This is a genomic window from Mesorhizobium sp. M6A.T.Cr.TU.017.01.1.1, from assembly GCF_004023115.1.
GTDB lineage: Bacteria > Pseudomonadota > Alphaproteobacteria > Rhizobiales > Rhizobiaceae > Mesorhizobium > Mesorhizobium mediterraneum.
In genome coordinates this window covers 1-942 of record NZ_RZTA01000266.1, presented here as the reverse complement: position 1 = coordinate 942, position 942 = coordinate 1, and the positions used below count along the sequence as shown (strand labels likewise).

Genomic DNA, 942 nt, shown 5'->3' with positions numbered 1-942 from the left:
CGCCAGCCGGCCCTGGAGCTTGATGTCGGCCTTGCGGATGGCGTGCGCCGCCGCGATGCAAGCCGCGACACCGCCCTTCATGTCGACCGCGCCGCGGCCATAGAGGCGCCCGTTCGTGATATCGCCGCCAAACGGATCGACCGACCAGTTCTTCATTTCGCCGACCGGCACGACATCGATATGGCCGCACAGGATCAGGCTGCGCTCCTCATCGCCGGCCCATTCGCCGACCAGATTGGGGCGCCCCGGCAGCGCGTCCCATTGTTCGGTCGAAAAGCCGTCCGCCTTGAGGATCGGCTCCAGCAGCGCCTGCACGTCGGCCTCGCGGTTCAGTCCTTGCCGGGTTTCGAACTTGGGATTCACCGAGGGGATTTTGACCATATCGCTGGTGAGGCCGATCACCCAGTCGCGATCCTTGTCGATCTCGGCTTGCGCGGCGGCGACGGCCGCATCCCTGTCCAGCATGTCGATGTCCTTTCGTGCCTTTGCGGCGTTCGCGATTGTCTCTTGGTGTGCAGGGTGGCTCAGCCGCTCATGCTGCGCCGATCATATCGGCCGCGGGCTATGTCGATTTGGGTTTGCCCCTGACGAACGGCGCTGCCCATTTGGCCGGGTCCCCGGCGACTGTCCTGCGGTCACCCGGCCCGGTGACATCCGAGGCGTCGAGCGTTACGCCATTGGCGCGGCGGATCCCTTCGATGTCCTCGATGCGCTTGCGCACCGTCTGGCCTTCGCTCTCCAGCGCATGGGCAAACACGGTCTCCATCTGGACGACGGCCGTCGCCAGCGTGTCGAACGGCGAGTTGGCCTCAATTGCCGCGATCAGCGTCAGATCGGCGTGTTCGGAGATCGGCGAGAGCCAAGGATCGGTGAAGAGCAGAATGCCCATGCCCCGCTCGCGCGCCTGACGGGCGAAGCTCACCACGTCGGACTGGTAGCGGC

At 65.7% G+C, this 942-nt stretch carries 2 protein-coding genes; both read right to left on the bottom strand.

Annotated elements, in window-relative coordinates; translation table 11 throughout:
- Positions 1-465, bottom strand: a 465-nt coding sequence (locus EOB36_RS33900) for a M20/M25/M40 family metallo-hydrolase (protein ID WP_128286593.1), incomplete at its 3' end; no start/stop codon positions are given.
- A gap of 97 nt (positions 466-562) precedes the next feature.
- Positions 563-942 (bottom strand): SIS domain-containing protein (locus EOB36_RS33895; RefSeq protein ID WP_164897726.1); only part of this gene is annotated, 380 nt, incomplete at its 5' end.